The sequence below is a fragment of the Variovorax sp. EL159 genome (assembly GCF_900100965.1).
Classification (GTDB): domain Bacteria; phylum Pseudomonadota; class Gammaproteobacteria; order Burkholderiales; family Burkholderiaceae_C; genus Variovorax.
The window spans coordinates 242,199-261,915 of record NZ_FMUJ01000002.1 but is presented as its reverse complement, the minus strand read 5'-3'; the positions used below and the strand labels follow the sequence as shown (position 1 = coordinate 261,915).

Annotated in this window: 17 protein-coding genes; 5 read left to right on the top strand and 12 right to left on the bottom strand. The window is 65.7% G+C overall.

Annotated elements, in window-relative coordinates; translation table 11 throughout:
* Positions 1–29 precede the first annotated feature (29 nt).
* The 12 genes from BLQ28_RS07390 to serA all read right to left on the bottom strand — a co-directional run bounded on the left by BLQ28_RS07390 (position 30) and on the right by serA (position 14,476).
* Complete coding sequence (locus BLQ28_RS07390; protein ID WP_093238074.1) at positions 30–872, bottom strand: ABC transporter permease; 843 nt, start codon at positions 870–872, stop codon at positions 30–32.
* Positions 869–1,822, bottom strand: coding sequence for an ABC transporter permease (locus BLQ28_RS07385; protein ID WP_093238072.1), 954 nt, complete (start codon positions 1,820–1,822; stop codon positions 869–871). Before BLQ28_RS07385 ends, BLQ28_RS07390 begins: the two co-directional genes overlap by 4 nt.
* A gap of 14 nt (positions 1,823–1,836) precedes the next feature.
* Positions 1,837–2,937 carry an ABC transporter ATP-binding protein gene (locus BLQ28_RS07380; RefSeq protein ID WP_093238071.1) on the bottom strand — a complete coding sequence of 367 codons (1,101 nt, stop codon included), beginning with the start codon at positions 2,935–2,937 and terminating at the stop codon, positions 1,837–1,839.
* A 19-nt stretch (positions 2,938–2,956) separates the two neighbouring features.
* Entirely contained in the window at positions 2,957–4,084 is a 1,128-nt protein-coding gene (locus BLQ28_RS07375) for a polyamine ABC transporter substrate-binding protein (protein ID WP_093238070.1), read from the bottom strand.
* 47 nt (positions 4,085–4,131) lie between these two features.
* The gene (gene ubiB / locus BLQ28_RS07370; RefSeq protein ID WP_093238069.1) at positions 4,132–5,697 is read right to left on the bottom strand and encodes a ubiquinone biosynthesis regulatory protein kinase UbiB; all 1,566 of its coding nucleotides are present in this window, start codon (positions 5,695–5,697) and stop codon (positions 4,132–4,134) included.
* Entirely contained in the window at positions 5,694–6,251 is a 558-nt protein-coding gene (locus BLQ28_RS07365; protein WP_093239367.1) for a ubiquinone biosynthesis accessory factor UbiJ, read from the bottom strand. Before BLQ28_RS07365 ends, ubiB begins: the two co-directional genes overlap by 4 nt.
* A gap of 58 nt (positions 6,252–6,309) precedes the next feature.
* Positions 6,310–7,347 carry a Tim44 domain-containing protein gene (locus BLQ28_RS07360; RefSeq protein ID WP_093238067.1) on the bottom strand — a complete coding sequence of 346 codons (1,038 nt, stop codon included), beginning with the start codon at positions 7,345–7,347 and terminating at the stop codon, positions 6,310–6,312.
* A 32-nt stretch (positions 7,348–7,379) separates the two neighbouring features.
* Positions 7,380–8,111 (bottom strand): bifunctional demethylmenaquinone methyltransferase/2-methoxy-6-polyprenyl-1,4-benzoquinol methylase UbiE, encoded by a 732-nt coding sequence (ubiE, locus tag BLQ28_RS07355; protein ID WP_093238066.1) that lies wholly within the window; start codon positions 8,109–8,111, stop codon positions 7,380–7,382.
* Positions 8,112–8,271: 160 nt separating this feature from the next.
* A complete protein-coding gene (locus BLQ28_RS07350; protein WP_093238064.1) occupies positions 8,272–8,685 on the bottom strand; it encodes a gamma-butyrobetaine hydroxylase family protein in 414 nt (137 codons plus the stop codon).
* A complete protein-coding gene (locus BLQ28_RS07345; protein ID WP_093238063.1) occupies positions 8,685–9,122 on the bottom strand; it encodes an HIT family protein in 438 nt (145 codons plus the stop codon). The genes BLQ28_RS07350 and BLQ28_RS07345 overlap by 1 nt, the downstream gene beginning before the upstream one ends.
* Positions 9,119–12,997 carry a DUF3683 domain-containing protein gene (locus tag BLQ28_RS07340; protein WP_093238061.1) on the bottom strand — a complete coding sequence of 1,293 codons (3,879 nt, stop codon included), beginning with the start codon at positions 12,995–12,997 and terminating at the stop codon, positions 9,119–9,121. The genes BLQ28_RS07345 and BLQ28_RS07340 overlap by 4 nt, the downstream gene beginning before the upstream one ends.
* A 246-nt stretch (positions 12,998–13,243) precedes the next feature.
* Positions 13,244–14,476, bottom strand: coding sequence for a phosphoglycerate dehydrogenase (serA, locus tag BLQ28_RS07335; protein ID WP_093238059.1), 1,233 nt, complete (start codon positions 14,474–14,476; stop codon positions 13,244–13,246).
* Between the two features lie 225 nt (positions 14,477–14,701).
* Between serA and ugpB the strand changes: the two genes are divergently transcribed.
* From ugpB to ugpQ, 5 genes are all read left to right on the top strand, one after another.
* A complete protein-coding gene (gene ugpB, locus BLQ28_RS07330) occupies positions 14,702–16,015 on the top strand; it encodes a sn-glycerol-3-phosphate ABC transporter substrate-binding protein UgpB (RefSeq protein ID WP_093238058.1) in 1,314 nt (437 codons plus the stop codon).
* Between the two features lie 131 nt (positions 16,016–16,146).
* On the top strand, positions 16,147–17,028 hold the full coding sequence (gene ugpA / locus BLQ28_RS07325; protein WP_093238056.1) for a sn-glycerol-3-phosphate ABC transporter permease UgpA: 882 nt from the start codon (positions 16,147–16,149) through the stop codon (positions 17,026–17,028).
* Between the two features lie 60 nt (positions 17,029–17,088).
* The gene (ugpE, locus tag BLQ28_RS07320) at positions 17,089–17,937 is read left to right on the top strand and encodes a sn-glycerol-3-phosphate ABC transporter permease UgpE (protein ID WP_093238055.1); all 849 of its coding nucleotides are present in this window, start codon (positions 17,089–17,091) and stop codon (positions 17,935–17,937) included.
* Positions 17,938–17,952: 15 nt separating this feature from the next.
* Positions 17,953–18,960: a sn-glycerol-3-phosphate ABC transporter ATP-binding protein UgpC gene (ugpC, locus tag BLQ28_RS07315; protein WP_093238053.1), complete on the top strand. Its 1,008-nt coding sequence runs from the start codon at positions 17,953–17,955 to the stop codon at positions 18,958–18,960.
* A gap of 3 nt (positions 18,961–18,963) precedes the next feature.
* Entirely contained in the window at positions 18,964–19,710 is a 747-nt protein-coding gene (ugpQ, locus tag BLQ28_RS07310) for a glycerophosphodiester phosphodiesterase (protein ID WP_093238052.1), read from the top strand.
* Positions 19,711–19,717 lie beyond the last annotated feature (7 nt).

The window sequence follows — 19,717 nt, the reverse complement described above, 5'->3', positions numbered from 1 at the left end:
AAAGCCCTCGATTATAGGCGCGAGAGGCCCTAGCCTGCGCCCAGAGCCGCCTGCCCCTCCCTGTACCGGCGCCGCTCCCGCGCGGCGATCAGGTAGCTGGAGGCCACCACGAAGATCGCCGCCAGCACGATCACCACCGTGGCCAGGGCATTGACCGTCGGGTCGAGCCCCAGCCGGGCGCGCGAGAAGATGACGAGCGGCAGGGTGGTCGAGCCGGGCCCCGACAGGAAGGCCGACATCACCACGTCGTCGAGCGAAAGCGTGAAGCTCAGCAGCCAGGCCGCCAGCAGAGACTCCGCAATCATCGGCAGCGTCACCAAAAAGAACACCTGCAGCGGACGGGCGCCCAGGTCTTGCGCCGCCTCTTCGTACTGCGGGTTGAGATCGCGCAGGCGGGCGCCGATCACCACCGTGGCATAGGCCATGCCGACCAGCATGTGCCCGAGCCAGATGGTTGTGAGCCCTCGCTCCGGGAAGCCGAACACGCGCTGGGCCGACACCAGCATCAGCAGCAGCGACAGCCCGACGATGACTTCGGGCATCACCAAAGGCGCGTTGACCATGCCTGCAAAGGCCGTGCGCCCCCGGAACCGGGGAAAGCGCTCCAGCGCGAAGGCGGCCAGGGTTCCCAGCAGGACGGCGCCTGTGGCGGTGCCCGCCGCGATGCGCAGCGACACGAACAGGCCCTCGCGGATCTCGTCGTCGCCGACCAGCTTGTGGTACCAGCGCAGGCTGAAGCCGGCCCAGACATTGGGCACCGGCGAATCGGTGAAGCTGAAGACGATCAGCGCAACGATCGGGAGATAGAGGAACGCAAAGCCCAGCAACAGCCAGATGCGGCTGGTCCAGCGGGCGGCTGGCGTGGCGATCATGCGGCCTCCCCCTTCGACCTGGCCTTGGCTTTCGCCTGGCTGCTGTTGAGCAGCGCCAGCGGCACGATGATGAGCAGCACCATCACCACGGCCACGCTGGAGGCCATCGGCCAGTCGTTGTTGGAGAAGAACTCGTCCCACAACACGCGGCCGATCATCAGCGTCTGCGGGCCGCCCAGCAGTTCGGGAATGACGTACTCGCCCACGCAGGGAATGAAGACCAGCATGGCGCCCGCGACGATGCCGCTGCGCGACAGCGGCACGGTGACGCGCCAGAAGGCCTGCCAGGCCGTCGCGCCGAGATCCTGCGCCGCCTCGAGCAGCCGCAGGTCCATCTTGGAAAGCGTGGCGTACAGCGGCAGCACCATGAACGGCAGGTAGGTGTAGACCATGCCCAGCACCAGCGAGAACGGGCTGTACATGAACTGCCCGGCCGAGGGAATGAGGCCCAGTGGCAACAGCACTCGGTCGACATGCAGGTACGCCAGCGCCTGCCCGACCCAGCCGGTCTGCGCATCGAGCAAGCCCTTCCAGGCGTAGACGCGCAGCAGGAAGCTGGTCCAGAACGGCAGCATCACGCCCATCAGCAGCAGCGGCTGCAGGCTCGCCCTGGCGCGGGCCATGAAGTAGGCAAACGGGTAGCCGATGCACAGGCAGATCAGGGTCGTGACCGCCGCGTAGATCAGCGAGTAGCCGTAGGTCGCAAAGTACAGGTCGTCCTGGAACAGCGTGATGTAGTTCTGCAGCTTCAGCGTGAGCGTCAGCTGCTGGTCGGCCCAGCCGATCAGGTCGCTGATCTTTGCGCCATCCATCTCCGAGAAGCTGATGCGCAGGACGATCAGGAAAGGCAGCAGGAAGAAGACCAGCAGCCACAGGTAGGGCACGCCGATCACGAGCTGCCGCCCCTGCAGGCGGCGGGGCCGGTCCTGGCCGGCGGTGGCGGAAGCCACGGACGCCCCCTTGCTCACTGCGTCAGCACGACCTGCGAGGTCGGCAGCCAATGGGCCCAGACGGCATCGCCCTGCTCGGGCAGGCCGTCGCGGTGGCGGGTCTCGTTCTCGACGTTGACCTTCAGCACGCCGCCGCTTGCCAGCCGCAGGTGGTAGACGGTGTAGAGGCCGAAATAGGACGAGGCCTCGACGGTGCCCCGCACCTTGTTGTGCGTGCCCTCGGGTTCGCTGGGGCTCAGGTGGATCTTCTCGGGCCGCACCGCCACCGTGACGGTCTGCCCTTCGTAGCCGGTGATCCCGTGGCCGACGCGGTGCAGCACGTCAGCGCACTGGATGTCGACGTGGTCTGCCTCGTCCGCCACCACGCTGCCCTCCATGAGGTTGACGTTGCCGATGAAGTCGGCAACGAAGCGCGTGGCCGGGGTTTCGTACACGTCGGCCGGCGCACCGACCTGCAGGAAGCGGCCTTCGCTCATGACGGCGATGCGCGAGGCCATGGTCATGGCCTCTTCCTGGTCGTGCGTGACCATCACGCAGGTCACGCCGACCTGCCGGATGATGTTGACCAACTCGATCTGCGTGGCTTCGCGCAGCTTCTTGTCGAGCGCGCCCAGCGGCTCGTCGAGCAGCAGCAGCTTGGGTCGCTTGGCCAGGCTGCGCGCCAGCGCCACGCGCTGCTGCTGCCCGCCCGAGAGCTGGTGCGGCTTGCGCTTGGCGAAAGTGGTGAGCTGCACCAGGCGCAGCATCTCGTCGACGCGGGCGGCGATCTCGGCCTTGGGCAGCTTGTCGCGGCGCAGGCCGAAGGCGATGTTGTCCCAGACCGTGAGATGCGGAAACAGCGCGTACGACTGGAACATCATGTTCACCGGCCGCTTGTACGGCGGCAGGCCCGCGAGGTCGTTGCCGTCGAGCACCACGCGCCCCGACGAAGGCAGCTCGAAGCCCGCCAGCATGCGCAGCAAGGTGCTCTTGCCGCAGCCCGACGAACCGAGCAAGGCGAAGATCTCGCCGCGCGCCACGTCCAGGCTGACTTCGTTGACGGCGCGAAAGTCACCGAAATCCTTGGTGACGGCCTCGATGCGCAGGAAGGCGCCTGCCTCGTTGGGAACACTCATAACGACTCTATCGGCGCGGTCAGCGGTTGGCCTTGAAGTTGGTGAAGGTGCGCGTGATCAGCCGCAGCGTGGCCTGGTCGGGCGTGTCCGGCGAAATCATTCCGGCGAGCGCGGCCTCGGGCGGAAACACCGCCTTGTCCTTGGCCAGCGCCGGGTTGACGAACTTCATCGCCGCCTTGTTGGGGTTGGCATAGAACACCTTGTTGGTGAGCGACGCATGCACCTCGGGCCGCAGGATGTAGTTGATCCACTTGTAGGCGTTCTCCGGATGCTTGGCATCCTTGGGAATGGCCATGGTGTCGAAGAACAGAAGGCCGCCGCTCTTGGGCACCAGCGCCTCGAGGTTCTGCGGATTCTTCGCCTTGGCCGACTTGTCCTTGGCGATCATGATGTCGCCCGACCAGCCGATCACCGCGCAGAGCTGGCCCTTGGCCATCTGGTCGATGTAGTCGGAGCCCGAGCCGGAAAAGCGCGTCACGCTGGGCCGCACGGCCTTGAGCATGTCGCCCGCGGCCTTGTAGTCGGCCGGGTCCTTGCTGCGCGGGTCCTTGCCGATGTACTTCAGCGCGATCGGCAGGATCTCGGAAGCCGTATCGAGGAAAGAGATGCCGCAGCCCTTGAGCTTGGAGGCGTACTCGGGCTTGAAGACCAGGTCCCAGGCGTTGTCGGGCATGGGCATGCTGCCCAGCGCGGCCTTGACCTTGTCGGCGTTGATGCCCACCGTGGTGTAGCCCCAGAGCCAGTCGACGATGTAGTCGTTGCCCGGGTCCATCTTGGCCAGTTGGGCCTGGATCGCCGGATCAAGGTTGGCGAGGTTCGGGATCTTCGACTTGTCCAGCTTCTGCAGCAGGCCGGCCTGGATCTGCATCTTGGCGAAGTGCGAGCCGGGCACGACGATGTCGTAGCCGCTCATGCCCGCGACCAGCTTGGCATGCAGCGCCTCGTTGCTGTCGAACAGGTCGTAGCGGACCTTGATGCCCGTTTCTTTCTCGAAGTTCGCGACGGTGTCGGCGGCGATGTAGTCGCCCCAGTTGTAGATGTTGAGGACCTTCTCTTCCTCGGCACGGACAGCGGCCGTGCCCAGCACGGCGGCGGCAACGGCAAGCGCACCGAGAACCCGGCCGGGACGCAGCGACATCGATTTCATGGGACTTATCCTCCGGAAAAAATGGGGCGCAAGGGGTTGGCTGGCAGTCAGAAGAGGCGCACGCGCACCAGCAACTGCATGGCGAGCAAACCCAATACAAAACCTATGCCACCGTAGACGATGGCCTGCAGCAGCCGGTTGGTGCGTTTTTGCTCGGCCAGCAGTTCGAGCAATTCGCGGCGGTTGTCCGCGGGGCGATTTTCAAGGAAATCGTGCAACAGGCGCGGCAATTGCGGCAGCAGCTTGGCGTAGCGCGGTGCCTCGGCCTTGAGCTGCTGGAACAGCTTCTTGGGGCCGATCTGGTCGACCATCCACTTCTCGAGGAAGGGCTTGGCCGTGGCCCAGAGATCGAGCTCGGGGTCGATGTTGCGGCCCAGGCCCTCGATGTTGAGCAGGGTCTTCTGCAGCAGCACCAGCTGCGGCTGGATCTCGACGTGAAAGCGGCGCGAGGTCTGGAAGAGACGCATCAGCACCATGCCGAGCGAAATTTCCTTCAGGGGCCGGTCGAAGTACGGCTCGCAGACGGTGCGGATCGCGGCCTCCAGCTCGTCGATGCGCGTGCCCACGGGCACCCAGCCGCTTTCGAGGTGCAGCTCGGCCACGCGCTTGTAGTCGCGCCGGAAGAAGGCCACGAAGTTCTGCGCGAGGTACTCCTTGTCCGACTCGGTCAGCGTGCCGATGATGCCGAAGTCCAGCGAGATGTAGCGCCCGAAGGTCTCGGGCTCCAGGCTCACCTGGATGTTGCCGGGGTGCATGTCGGCGTGGAAGAAGCCGTCGCGGAACACCTGCGTGAAGAAGATCGTGACGCCGTCGCGCGCCAGCTTGGGAATGTCGACGCCGGCAGCGCGCAGGCGGTCCATCTGCGCGATAGGCACGCCGTTCATGCGCTCCATCACGATGACTTCGGGGTGGCAGAAGTCCCAGAACATCTCGGGGATGAGCACCAGATCGAGCGACGCCATGTTGCGGCGCAGTTGCGCCGCGTTGGCCGCCTCGCGCACGAGGTCGAGCTCGTCGTGCAGGTACTTGTCGAACTCGCCGACCACCTCGCGCGGCTTCAGGCGCTTGCCGTCGGCCGACAGGTTCTCGAGCCAGCCGGCCATCATGGCCATCAGCGCCAGGTCTTTCTCGATCACGCCGCGCATGTTGTGCCGCAGCACCTTGACCGCGACGTCGCGCAACTCGCCCTGGTTGGTGCGGATGGTCGCGAAGTGCACCTGCGCAATCGATGCGCTGGCAATCGGGGTTTCGTCGAACTGCACGAAGACGTCGCCCACCGGACGGCGGAATGCGCGCTCGATGGTCGCGATGGCCACCGACGACGGGAACGGCGGCACGCGGTCCTGCAGAAAGGCGAGCTCGTCGGCGATATCGGGGGGCAGCAGGTCGCGCCGAGTCGACAGCACCTGGCCGAACTTCACGAAGATGGGGCCGAGCCGTTCGAGGGCTTCGCGCAGCCGCTGGCCGCGTGGTGCATCGAGGTTGCGCCCGAACGAGACGACGCGCGTGACCACGCGCAGCCAGGGCTTCTGGAAGCTCGAGAGCACCAGCTCGTCGAGGCCGTAGCGCAGCGCGACCCAGACGATGAACAGGCCGCGGTAGAAGCGCCTCATTCGGCGTTGCCCGCCGAGCCGCCGGCGCGCGCCGTACGGTCGCCGACAAACTGCCGCAGCGCGCCCACGACGCGCCGCACGCCGCTGCCGATGGTGTGCGCGGGCACATCGCCGATCAGGCGCGCAAGGTCGTCCTCGACATCCCAGCGCACGTGGTCGACCAGCCAGTTGACCTCGGCGGCCAATTGCACGTCGCCGACGATCTGCACGGAAGGCTTGTCGCCGCGCAGCGTGGCGCGGGCCAGGTCGAAGGGGGATTCGTCGGTCACGGTCAGGGTGAGTTCGGGGACCGAACCTTCAGGGGCCAGGTCGAGCAGGCCGGCTGGCGTGGCCACCAGTTCCATCGTCACGAAGCGCCACTGAAAGCGAACCACCCGCCCCTGCTGGCGCAGCAGCCGCTGCTGGGCCTCGGGCTCCTGCTGCAGCACGTGGTTCAGGAACAGGACCGCGCGGTGCTGGATCTCGTGGACCGCCCAGCCCGGAGGCTGGAGACGTTCGCCGATGCGATTGAAAAGGTCGCCGAGAAAAGAAAAAGGGGACGATGGTGTAGCCATGGTCCCCATTATCCCGTCACTGTCGCGGCCCTGTGACGGCCGCGCTTCAGCTTTTTGTTTACTGCAGAGCCTGCACGCCGGCCACCAGCCAGCCGCTGTTGCCGCTGGTCGGCTTGGTCATGTTCCAGACTTCGCGGAACGGACCCGGGCCTGCCGAGGCGTCTTCGCGGATCATGCCGGAGAACTCCACGCTGGCCATGTAGGCATCGGGCAGCTCTTCGATGCCGAGCAGCTTGGCGTCGAGCATCACGACTTCGGTCTTGTTCGAGGCACCACCCGTGTGGCTGGCGCGATCGGCCAGTTGCGTGCGGATCTCGTCGACCATGCTGTCGGTCATCATCGAACGCAGCGTCGACACATCGGCGCGGTCCCATGCATCCTGCAGCGTCACGAAGTTGCGCTTGGCTGCGCCGAGGAAGCCTTCCACGTCGAAGCCGGCGGGCGTGCCCCAGGCTTGCGAGCCTGCCAGAGCCGAACCGATCATGCTGCCACCGGCCGCAGCGCCTGCTGCGGAGAGGCTGCTGCCATGACGGTCCGCATCCGTTGCGGGCGTGCTGTCGAAGGCCGTGGCATTGCGTTCCCACGGACGGGCCGATGCGTCGTTGCCCACGTTGGCCGGGCTGTACTGCACGGGTGCGGTGGCGTTGCTCGGGCTGCCGCCTGCGCCCTGGAATGCGAAGCCGCCCTGGCGATTGGCGCCCGAAGCTTGCTGCGAGCGCGCCTTGATCATGCGCCACACCACCACGCCGGCCAGCACGAGCAGGCCGATCAGCAGGATGTTGCCGAAGCCGGCGCCGAGGCCGAGCGAATGCGCAAGCCATGCGAGGCCCAGGCCCGCGGCGAGGCCGCCGAGCATGGCACCCCACGGGCGCTTCGGTGCGGCAGCCGCGGCCGGCGTTGCGGGCTTGGCTGCTGCGGCGTTGGTGGCGTTCTGTTGCGCGGGTGCGCCGGGCGCTGCCGGCGGCGTGGCCTGGCGTTGCGTCACGTTGGACGACTGGCGCCCCATGGACTTGCCACCGCCCATGCGAGCGGCTTCAGCCTGGACACTGCCCAGCACCATTGCAGCCGCCAAAAACAAAGTACCCAAACTCTTCATGTCGTCTCCTCTTGAGCGAAAGATTCGCCTCATCAACACTTGATTCCAACATGGAGGGCAGCCACGCCACCCGTCATGTTGTGATAGTCCACATGTCCGAAACCGCCCTCTTTCATGAGGGTCTTGAGCTCCTCTTGCGCGGGATGCATCCGGATCGATTCGGCGAGATAGCGATAGCTCGCATCGTCACCGGCCACGAGCTTGCCCAGCCGCGGCAGCACGTTGAAGGAGTACCAGTCGTAGGCCTTGGCCAGCGGCTTCGCGACCTTCGAGAACTCGAGCACCAGCAACTTGCCGCGCGGCTTGAGCACGCGGTTCATTTCCTTGAGCGCGATGTCCTTGTGCGTCATGTTGCGCAGGCCGAAGGCCACCGTGACCACGTCGAAGTGGTTGTCGGGAAAGGGCAGCTTCTCGGCGTCGCAAACCATGGTGGGCAGCGACACGCCGGCGTCGAGCAGACGGTCGCGGCCGGTGCGCAGCATGGCTTCGTTGATGTCGGTGTGAACCACCTGGCCGGTGGCGCCGACCTTCTTGGCGAAGGCCATGGCGAGGTCGCCGGTGCCGCCCGCGATGTCGAGCACGCGCGAGCCTTCGCCCACGTTCGCCACCATCACGGTGTAGGCCTTCCAGGCGCGATGCAGGCCGACCGACATCAGGTCGTTCATGACGTCGTAGCGCGAGGCTACCGAGTCGAAGACGCCGCGAACGCGTTTCGCCTTCTCGCTTTCGTCGACCTTCTCGAAGCCGAAGTGTGTGGTGCTCATGCAACCGATGTTAGGCCGGAAGCACGCACATCAAGCTGACGACCCCGCACGTACGGCGGACATTTGTTGCTTTTTTATTCAAACACGGGCGCGTCGAAACGCGCGCCCTTCCTGCCTGTAGGGCTATCTTTTCAATAGCACGGCGACCCGAAGCCGGACCTCAGTGGCTGCTGCAGGCGTGGCCGCTCTTGTCGATCATCGGCGTGTCGCGATCGACACCCGCCGCGGCAAGGCGCCGCTCGTACTCGGCCCACAACTCGGCCTGCTTCGCACCGAGTTCGTAGAGCAGGTCCCACGAGTAGATGCCGGTGTTGTGCCCGTCGCTGAAGGTCGGCTGCACCGCGTAGTTGCCGACCGGCTCCAGGTTGGCCAGCTCGACTTCGCGCTTGCCGGTCTGCAGGATCTCCTGCCCCGGGCCATGGCCCTGCACTTCAGCGGACGGCGAATAGATGCGCATCAGCTCGAAGGGAATGCGAAAGGTCGCGCCATCCGAAAACCCGACTTCGAGCACGCGCGACTGGCCGTGCACGGTGATCGATTGCGGCGTCGGTGCGCCCGGTTTCAAACCTGCCATCAGAAGCTCCTCGTGACCAGACGCTCGATCATCGCAGCCTCGATGGCCGGCAGGCGCGCGGCCACCTGCGCCTGCTGCGCTGCATTCACTTCGCGCTGCACCGGCGCCCAGATCGAGCCGGGGAAATGGCTGTCGTCCGCAAAGCGCGCGATCACGTGCCAATGCAGGTGCGGCACCATGTTGCCGAGCGCGGCCAGGTTGATCTTGGCGGGCTTCAGGTGCTCGCGCAGGCATTGCTCGACCACCGTCACGGCCTCCACGCACAGCACGCGGTCGGACGCTTCGAGATCGGAAAACTCCGCCGCATGCGCGCGCCAGACCACGCGATAGAACGCCGGGAACCCGGCCTCTTCCGCATGGATGACGCGCAGCTTCGCGCCCTCGAACACGACACGGCCACCGGGGCCTTCGCACAAGGGACAGCCTTGCACCTTCATACCAGCACCCGTTCGATGCCACCCTGGTTGGCGGCGGCCACGTATTGCGGCATCCAGTCGTTGCCGAGGATCTTGTTGGCCATCTCGACCACGATGTAGTCGGCTTCGAGCAGGCCGTTGTTCAGGTCGTTGCCGTAGCGCGAGAGGCCTTGCAGGCAGCTCGGGCAGCTGGTGAGGATCTTCACGTTGTCGGTCGCACCGACGTTGCCGCTCTCGCGCAGTGCGGCCTCGCCCTTCTTCAGTTCTTCTTCCTTGCGGAAGCGGATCTGCGTGGAGATGTCGGGCCGCGACACGCCCAGCGTGCCCGACTCGCCGCAGCAACGGTCGTTCTTGAGCACGTTGTCGCCAACCAGCGCCTTCACCGTCTTCATCGGGTCCTGCTGCTTCATCGGCGAATGGCAGGGGTCGTGGTACAGGTAGCCACCACCGCCCGCACCGGCCAGCGTGATGCCCTTTTCGAGCAGGTACTCGTGGATGTCGATGATCCGGCATCCCGGGAAGATCTTGTCGAACTGGTAGCCCTGCAGCTGGTCGTAGCAGGTGCCGCAGCTCACCACCACCGTCTTGATGTCGAGGTAGTTGAGCGTGTTGGCCACGCGGTGGAAGAGCACGCGGTTGTCCGTGATCATCTTCTCGGCCTTGTCGAACTGGCCGCTGCCGCGCTGCGGATAGCCGCAGCACAGATAGCCCGGCGGCAGCACCGTCTGCACGCCCGCATGCCAGAGCATGGCCTGCGTCGCCAGACCGACCTGCGAGAACAGCCGCTCCGATCCACACCCCGGGAAGTAGAAGACCGCCTCGGTTTCGGACGTGGTCGACTTCGGGTTGCGGATGATCGGCACGTAGTCGGCATCCTCGATGTCGAGCAGCGCGCGTGCCGTCTTCTTCGGCAGGTTGCCCGGCATCTTCTTGTTGATGAAGTGGATCACCTGTTCCTTGATCGGCGCAGGCCCCAGCGTGGCCGGCGGCGCGCCGGTCTGCTTCTTCGCAAGGCCGCGCAGCAGGTCGTTGGCCAGGCGCTGCGCCTTGAAGCCGACACCCACCATGCCCGCGCGCACCGTCTTGATGGTCTGCGGGTTGGTCGCGTTCAGGAAGAACATCGCGGCCGCGTTGCCGGGACGGAAGCTCTTCTGCCCCATCTTGCGCAGCAGGTTGCGCATGTTCATCGACACGTCGCCGAAGTCGATCTTCACCGGGCACGGCGTCAGGCACTTGTGGCACACGGTGCAGTGGTCGGCCACGTCCTCGAACTCTTCCCAGTGCTTGATGCTGATGCCGCGCCGCGTCTGCTCTTCGTAGAGGAAGGCTTCGACCAGCAGCGAGGTCGCAAGGATCTTGTTGCGCGGGCTGTAGAGCAGGTTGGCGCGCGGCACGTGCGTGGCGCACACCGGCTTGCACTTGCCACAGCGCAGGCAGTCCTTCACGCTGTCGGCAATGGCGCCGATGTCGCTCTGCTGCATGATCAGCGACTCGTGCCCCATGAGGCCGAAGCTCGGCGTGTAGGCGTTGGTCAGGTCGGCGTGCAGCGCGACGGCTTCGCCCGCGGGCGCCCGCAGCAGCTTGCCCTTGTTGAAGCGGCCTTCGGGGTCGACCCGCTTCTTGTAGTCGGTGAAGGGCTTCAGTTCTTCGTCGCTCAGGAACTCGAGCTTGGTGATGCCGATGCCATGCTCGCCCGAGATCACGCCGTCCAGGCTGCGCGCCAGCGCCATGATGCGCACCACCGCGGCATGCGCGGTCTGCAGCATGTCGTAGTTGTCGCTGTTCACAGGAATGTTGGTGTGCACGTTGCCGTCGCCCGCGTGCATGTGCAGCGCGACCCACACGCGGCCCTTGAGCACGCGTTTGTGGATGGCCGTGCACTCGGCCAGGATCGGCGCGAACTCGGCCCCCGGAAAGATGTCCTGCAGCGGCTGGCGCAACTGCGTCTTCCAGCTGGCGCGCAGGCTGTGGTCCTGCAGCTGCGGGAACAACGCGTCGACGTTCTGCAGCCAGCCGGCCCACAGCGTGCGCGTCTCCTGCACCAGCGCAACGGCCTGCGCCACGCGGTCTTCGAGCAGCTCGGCGGCCGGGATCTCGTGCGCGTCGTCGGTCTTGCCCAGCGGCAGGTTGCCGCGCGTGAGGAAGGTTTCGAGCTCGTCGGTCAGCGCGAGCTTGTTCTGCAGCGACAGCTCGATGTTGATGCGCTCGATGCCGTCGCTGTACTCCGCCATGCGCGGCAGCGGGATCACCACGTCTTCGTTGATCTTGAAGGCGTTGGTGTGCTTGCTGATGGCCGCCGTGCGCTTGCGGTCGAGCCAGAATTTCTTGCGCGCCTCGGGGCTGATGGCGATGAAGCCTTCGCCGCTGCGCGAGTTGGCAATGCGCACCACTTCCGAGGTGACGCGGGCCACCGCGTCGGCGTCGTCGCCCGCGATGTCGCCGAACAGCACCATCTTCGGCAGGCCGCCGTGCTTCTTCGACTTTGTGGCGTAGCCCACGGCCTTCAGGTACCGGTCGTCCAGGTGCTCGAGGCCCGCCAGCAGCACGCCCGAGCGCTTCTGCTCGGCGAACATGAAGTCCTTGATCTCGACGATGCTGGGCACCGCGTCTTTTGCATTGCCGAAGAATTCGAGGCACACCGTGCGCGTGTGGGCGGGCATGCGGTGCACGACCCAGCGGCAGCTGGTGATGAGGCCGTCGCAGCCTTCTTTCTGGATGCCCGGCAGGCCCGAGAGGAACTTGTCGGTCACGTCCTTGCCGAGGCCTTCCTTGCGGAAGGTCTTGCCGGGGATGTCGAGGTGCTCGGTGCGCAGCTTCGTCTTGCCATCAGCCGCGTAGTACTGCAGCTCGAACACGGCGCGCTCGGTGTCGTGGATCTTGCCGAGGTTGTGGCCGATGCGGGTCACTTCGAGCCACTCGGCCTGCGGCGTGACCATGCGCCACGAGGCGAGGTTGTCGAGCGCGGTGCCCCACAGCACGGCCTTCTTGCCGCCGGCATTCATCGCCACGTTGCCGCCGACGCACGAAGCCTCGGCCGAGGTCGGGTCGACCGCGAACACGAAGCCCGCGCGCTCGGCCGCATCGGCCACGCGCTGCGTGACCACGCCGGCTTCGGTCCAGATGGTCGGCACGGGCTGCTCGAGGCCGGGCAGCGAGACGTGCTCGACCTCGGTCATCGCCTCGAGCTTCTCGGTGTTGATGACGACGCTGTTCCAGGTCAGCGGAATCGCGCCGCCGGTGTAGCCGGTGCCGCCGCCGCGCGGAATGATGGTCAGGCCGAGTTCGATGCAGCCCTTCACCAGCAGCGCCATCTCGGTCTCGGTGTCGGGGCACAGCACGACGAAGGGGTACTCGACGCGCCAGTCGGTCGCGTCGGTCACGTGAGACACGCGCGAGAGGCCGTCGAACTTGATGTTGTCCTTGGCCGTGAGCCGACGCAGCACGCGCGTGGCCTTGCGGCGCAGGGCGGCGACGTCGCGGAACATGGTGTCGAAGGTGGACACCGCGTTGCCCACGAGGTGCGTCAGCTCGCCCACGAGCTGGTCGCGCGGCAGGTCGCTGTCGGGGGTGCGGCGCTTCTGGACTTCGGTCAGGCGATGCTTGAGGGCATCGACCAGCTGGCCCCGGCGGCGCGGGTTGTCGAGCAGGTCGTCGACAAGGTAGGGGTTGCGCTGCACGACCCAGATGTCGCCCAGCACCTCGTAGAGCATGCGCGCCGATCGGCCGGTGCGGCGCTCGGCGCGCAGGGTCTGGAGCAGGTCCCAGCCGCGTTCGCCCAGCAGGCGAATCACGATCTCTCGATCGGAGAAGCTGGTGTAGTTGTACGGGATCTCGCGCAGTCGGACAGGCTCTGCGGCCTGTGCCAACAGCGTGTTCAACGCGGTCGGAGCATTCATCGGGTGGGGCCCTTGGCCAGGCGCTGCGCGCCCATGTAGCCGGGGGGTGGATTTTAGGGCAGGGCTTGGGGGCTTTGCCTGTGGGCTTGTGGTTGCCCTTGTGCTATGGCGACCGCGCGGAGCGGATGCCGGGCGCGTGTCGTGGCGTTGATGCCGGCGCCCTTACCCCAACCCTCTCCCGGAGGGAGAGAGAGCAACACGGAGACCGGCCCCATCGCCGAGCCCCGTGAAAGAAACCTCGGAGCCTTAGAACAGCACGCGGCTGCGGATCGTCCCGTTCACCTTCGCCAGCTTCTCCAGCGCAAGGTCCGACGAGGCTGCGTCGATGTCCATCACCACATAGCCGACCTTCTCGTTGGTCTGCAGGAACTGCGAGGAGATGTTGATGTTGTTGTCCGAAAAGATCTTGTTGATCTCGGACAGCACGCCCGGCACGTTCCGGTGGATGTGCAGCAGCCGATGCTTGCCGGGGTGCGCGGGCAGCGCCACCTCGGGGAAGTTGACCGACGAGGTCGAGGTTCCGTTGTCGCTGTACTTGACCAGCTTCTCGGCCACTTCCAGCCCGATGTTGGCCTGCGCCTCCATCGTCGAGCCACCGATGTGCGGGGTCAGGATCACGTTGTCCAGCCCACGCAGCGGCGACTGGAACTCGTCCTTGTTGCTGCGCGGCTCCACCGGGAACACGTCGATGGCGGCGCCCAGCAGCTTCTTTTCCTTCAGTGCCGCGGCCAGCGCCTCGATCTCGACCACGGTGCCGCGCGAGGCGTTGATGAGGATCGCGCCCGGCTTCATGGCGGCGAACTCGGCCTCGCCGATCATCCATTGCGTGGCCTGCGTCTCGGGCACGTGCAGCGTCACGATGTCGCTCTGCGCCAGCAGCTGGTGCAGCTCACGCACCTGGCGCGCATTGCCCAGCGGCAGCTTGGTGACCACATCGAAAAAAGCGACGTGCATGCCCAATGCCTCGGCCAGCACCGACAGCTGCGCGCCGATCGAGCCGTAGCCCACGATGCCCAGCGTCTTGCCGCGGATTTCAAAGGCGTTCTCGGCCGACTTGAGCCAGCCGCCGCGATGCGCCACCGCGCTCTTCTCGGGCACGCCACGCAGCAGCAGGATGGCTTCGGCCAGCACCAGTTCGGCCACCGAACGGGTGTTGGAGAAAGGTGCGTTGAACACCGCCACGCCATGCTCGCGGGCAGCTTCAAGGTCGACCTGGTTCGTGCCGATGCAGAAGCACCCGGCCGCCACCAGCTTGTGCGCGGCCGCGAAGACTTCGGCCGTCAGCTGGGTCCGCGAGCGAATGCCCACGAAATGCACGTCGGCGATCTTGGCCTTGAGTTCGGCGTCGGGCAGGGCACCCGGCAGCGACTCGATGTTGGTGTAGCCGGCGGCGCGCAGCACCTCCACGGCCGAGGGGTGGATGCCCTCGAGCAAAAGGAACTTGATCCTGCTTTTGTCGAGGGAGGTTTTGCTGCTCATGAGGTACTCAAGGAAGCCCCGGCCATGGCGACAAGCTAGGCCAAAAAAGGGAGGGCGATGCTAGCATGGTGCAGCGCACCATGAGGGTGCCCCGACCGATGGCGCCACGCCGTCCAAGGGGGTTTACCCGGGTTTCATGCGCTGTGGACTCCGTGAGACAAAGCCGCAAAACCGTCACGTATGTAACCTAACATCATCGGTTTACTTTTTCTCTACAGGAGTCCTATGCGCTTCAAGACGCTTGCCATCGCTTCCGCGCTGGCCACCCTGCTGGCCGCGCCAGCCCTTGCCCAGGCCCAGACCGAAATTCAGTGGTGGCACTCGATGGACGGCGCACTGAACGACTGGGTCAACGACCTCGCCAAACAGTTCAACGAGAGCCAGAAGGAATACAAGGTCGTGCCGACCTTCAAGGGCGAATACGACCAGTCGATGGCCGCCGGCATCGCCGCCTTCCGCTCTGGCAATGCGCCCGACATCCTGCAGGTCTTCGAAGTGGGCACGGCCACCATGATGTATTCCAAGGGCGCCATCAAGCCCGTGGCCGAAGTCATGAAGGAAGGCGGCCAGAAGTTCGACCCCAAGGCGTACATCCCCGCCGTGGCCGGCTACTACACGGCCCCCAACGGCCAGATGCTGTCGTTCCCGTTCAACAGCTCGACGACGGTCTTCTACTACAACAAGGACGCCTTCAAGGCCGCCGGCCTGGACCCCGAAAAGGCTCCCGCCACCTGGCCTGAAGTCGTGGCCGCCGCCGCCAAGCTCAAGGCCGCCGGCAACCAGTGCCCGTTCACCACCTCGTGGATGAGCTGGGCCCAGCTCGAGAGCTTCTCGACCTGGCACAACACCTCGTACGCCACCAAGGGCAACGGCTTCGGCGGCCTCGACGCGCGCCTGGAGTTCAACTCGCCGCTGCACGTGCGCCACTTCGAGAACCTGGCCAACATGTCCAAGCAGGGCCTCTTCGTCTACAAGGGCCGCGCCAGCAAGCCGATCACCTCGTTCACCTCGGGTGAATGCGCGATGTTCATCGGCTCGTCGGGCAGCTATGCCAGCGTGAAGCGCGACGCCAAGTTCAAGTTCGCCGAATCGGCGCTGCCCTACTACCCGGACGTGCAGGGCGCACCGCAGAACACCATCGTCGGTGGTGCCAGCCTGTGGGTGATGTCGGGCAAGCCGGCCGCCAACTACAAGGGCGTGGCCGCGTTCTTCACCTTCCTGTCGAGCCCCAAGGTCCAGTCCGAGAGCCACATGCGCACCGGCTACCTGCCGATCACGACCGCAGCCTATGAGCTGACCCAGCAGTCGGGCTTCTACAAGGAGAACCCGGGCACCGACGTGGCCGTGAACCAGATGATCAAGAAGACGACCGACAAGTCGCGTGGCGTGCGCCTGGGCAACATGCCCCAGATCCGCGCCATCGAGGACGAAGAAACCGAACTGATCTGGACCGGCAAGAAGACCCCGAAAGAAGCCCTGGACAGCGCTGTCAAGCGCGGAAACGAACTTTTGGTGAAATTCCAGGCCGCAAACAAGTAAGCTCTGCACCCGGCGAATCGGCGCGAACGAATGTTCGTTTCGGTTCGTTTTATCCTCTACAAGCCAGCCTGCTCCCCCGTGCAGTGCTGGCTGTTTGCTTATTAGTGTGTCTGTGACCTGAGCTGCTCCTCATGGAAAAACGCGTTCTCTTTCGCTCGAATTGGTTGCCCTGGGCCTTGCTCGCCCCGCAGCTGATCGTCGTCGCCGTCTTCTTCTTCTGGCCCGCCGGCCAGGCGCTGGTGCAGTCGCTGCAGCAGCAGGATGCCTTCGGCAACTCGGTCACCTGGGTCGGCTTCGACAACTTCGTGGCGCTGTGGAACGACAGCACCTACATGGCCTCGGTCCAGACCACGCTGGTCTTCTCGACGCTGGTCACGGTGCTGGGCCTGGGCATCGCGCTGGTGCTGGCTGTCTTCGCCGACCGCGTGGTGCGCGGTTCGCGCTTCTATCGCAGCGTATTGATCCTGCCGTACGCGGTGGCGCCCGTCGTCACCGGCCTCCTGTGGTCGTTCATGTTCTCGTCGTCGGTCGGCATCGTCACCTACTGGCTCAGGAAAATGGGCTTCAGCTGGAACCACCTGCTCAACGGCAACGACGCCATGGCGCTGGTCGTGATGGCGGCGGTGTGGAAGCAGATCTCCTACAACTTCCTGTTCTTCCTCGCGGGCCTGCAGTCGATCCCGAAGTCGCTGATCGAGGCCGCGGCCATCGACGGCGCGCGCCCGATGCGCCGCTTCTGGACCATCCAGTTCCCGCTGCTCACGCCCACCACCTTCTTCCTGCTGGTGATCAACATGGTGTACGCCTTCTTCGACACCTTCGCGATCATCGACGCCACCACGCAGGGCGGCCCCGGCAAGGACACCGCCACGCTGGTCTACCGCGTGTACTTCGACGGCTTCCGCGGCATGGACTTCGGCGGCGCGGCCGCGCAGTCGGTGGTGCTGATGGTCATCGTCATCGGACTGACTGTGCTGCAGTTCCGCTACGTCGAGAAAAAGGTGCAGTACTGATGGCCACCCCGATGCAACAACGCCGCCTCTGCGTTTCTCTTCGCGCCACGGAGGCCCGCCATGGTTGAGCGCCGCCCTTCCCTCGGCATCCTCGCGCACGCGATCATGATCTTCGGCGTGCTGCTGGTGGTCTTCCCGATCTACCTGGCCTTCGTCGCCTCGACGCACACGCCGCAGGAAATCATGCAGGTGCCGATGCCCATCGTGCCCGGCAACTACTTCTGGGAAACCTACAAGACGGCCCTGGTCGGCGGCAGCGGCGCCAGCGCCAACGTGTCGGTGGCCCGCATGATCTGGGTCAGCTCGGTCATCACCTTCGTCATCACCTTCGGCAAGATCAGCATCTCGCTGCTGTCGGCCTTCGCGGTGGTGTACTTCCGCTTCCCGCTGCGCAGCCTGTGCTTCTGGCTGATCTTCATCACGCTGATGCTGCCGGTCGAAGTGCGCATCGGCCCGACCTACCAGGTGGTGGCCAGCCTGGGCATGATCAACACCTTCGCCGGGCTCTCGGTGCCGCTGATCGCCTCGGCCACGGCCACCTTCCTGTTCCGCCAGTTCTTCCTGACGGTGCCCGACGAGCTGGTCGAAGCCGCGCGCGTCGACGGCGCGGGCGCCATGCGCTTCTTCAAGGACATCCTGCTGCCGCTGTCGAAGACCAGCATCGCGGCGCTGTTCGTGATCCAGTTCATCTACGGATGGAACCAGTACCTCTGGCCGCTGATCGCCGCGACCAGCGAGAACATGTACCCGATCGTGGTCGGCATCAAGGCCATGATCGGCAACGGCGAATCGCCGACCGACTGGAACGTGGTGATGGCCACCGCCGTGCTGGCCATGCTGCCGCCCGCCGTGGTGGTGGTCCTCATGCAGAAATGGTTCGTCAAGGGCCTGGTCGATACCGACAAATAAAACGCTGAACCAAAAATGGCTGCTCTCTCTCTACGCAACGTCATCAAGCGCTACGGCCACGGGCCCAAAGCCAACCAGGTCATCCACGGCGTGAGCGCCGAGATCGCCGACCATGAATTCATCGTGATCGTCGGGCCCTCGGGCTGCGGCAAGTCGACGCTGCTGCGCATGGTCGCCGGCCTCGAGGAAATCTCGGCCGGCGAGATCGCCATCGGCAACCGCGTGGTGAACAACCTCGAGCCCTCCGAGCGCGACATCGCGATGGTGTTCCAGAACTACGCGCTCTACCCGCACATGACGGTGTTCGACAACATGGCCTATGGCCTGAAGATCCTCAAGGTGCCGGTGCCCGAGATCAAGGCGCGCGTCGACAAGGCCGCGAAGATCCTCGAACTCGGCCACCTGCTGGCGCGCAAGCCGCGCGAGCTGTCCGGCGGCCAGCGCCAGCGCGTGGCCATGGGCCGCGCGATCGTGCGCCAGCCGCAGGTCTTTCTGTTCGACGAACCGCTATCGAACCTCGACGCCAAGCTGCGTGCGCAGACCCGCCTCGAAATCCAGAAGCTGCACCGCGAGCTGGGCATCACCTCGCTGTTCGTCACGCACGACCAGGTCGAGGCCATGACGCTGGCGCAACGCATCATCGTGATGAACGGCGGCGTGATGGACCAGTTCGCAACGCCCGAAGAGGTCTACAACCGCCCCGCCACCACCTTCGTGGCCAGCTTCATCGGCTCGCCGCCGATGAACCTGCTCAAGCACGCCCCGGGCGTGCGCCCGGGCCAGATCCTGGGCATTCGCCCCGAGCACATGAGCCTCGACGAAAACGGCTGGACGGTGCAGGTCGAGCAGGTCGAGCTGCTGGGCGCCGAGCGCCTGGTCTACGGCCGCATCGGCGACGAGCAGATCATCATGCGCACCGACGAAGGCGACCATCCACCGGTGGCCGGCGACACGGTGAAGATCGCCGCGCGCGAAGACAAGCTGCACTGGTTCGACGCCGGCTCCGGCAAGCGCGCCGACTGAGCGATGACAGCGCTGAAACCCTGGCCCTACCCCCGCTGGGTCGCGCATCGCGGCGCCGGCAAGCTCGCGCCTGAAAACACGCTCGCTGCTTTCAAGCTCGGCGCCTCGCACGGCTACCGCATGTTCGAGTGCGATGCCAAGCTCAGCGCCGACGGCGTGCCCTTTTTGATGCACGACGCCACGCTCGACCGCACCACCAGCGGCCACGGCATCGGCGGCGCGCAGCCCTGGAGCGCGCTGTCGCAGCTCGACGCGGGCGGCTGGCATTCGCGCAGCTTCGCGGGTGAACCACTGCCCACGCTGGAGAACGTCGCGCGCTTCTGCCGGGCCAACGAATACCTGCTCAACATCGAGATCAAGCCGACACCCGGCACCGAGCGCGAGACCGGCGAAGTGGTGGCGCGGGAAGCCGCGCGCCTGTGGCAGGGCGCGGCCATTCCACCGCTGCTCACGTCCTTCCAGGTCGAGTCGCTGAAAGGCGCGCTCGCCGCGCAGCCCGAACTGCCGCGTGGCCTGCTGCTCGACACCTTGCGCGGCAACTGGCTCCAGACCGCGCAAGACCTCGGCTGCGTGGCCGTCGTCTGCAATCACGCGCTGTGGGATGCAGCCGTGGTCGCGCAGGTGCATGGCGCCGGCATGCGCGCGCTGAGCTACACCGTCAACGACGAATGGGCCGCGCACCGCCTGATCGACCTGGGCACCGACGGCATCATCACCGACAGGGTGGACCTGTTCAGTCCGGCCGGCTGACACCGTA